1 rRNA gene is annotated in these 255 nt (G+C 51.0%); it reads left to right on the top strand.

The window, feature by feature from the left end:
* A 23S ribosomal RNA gene (locus ACYQ4O_RS13125) occupies positions 1-255 on the top strand; the annotation flags it as partial.

Genomic DNA, 255 nt, shown 5'->3' with positions numbered 1-255 from the left:
CTTTGCATTGAACTGTGAACCGATTTGTGTAGGATAGGTGGGAGACAGAGAAAGAGGAGCGCCAGCTCCTCTGGAGTCGACCTTGAAATACCACCCTGATTTGTTTGCGGTTCTAACCAAGACAGGTAAACACTGTTTGGGACCGTGCATGGTAGGCAGTTTGACTGGGGCGGTCTCCTCCTAAAGGGTAACGGAGGAGTACGAAGGTACGCTAGGTACGGTCGGAAATCGTGCTGATAGTGCAATGGCAAAAGC

This window comes from Turicimonas sp. TL08, assembly GCF_054660695.1.
This window is presented reverse-complemented; position numbering and strand designations above follow the sequence as displayed.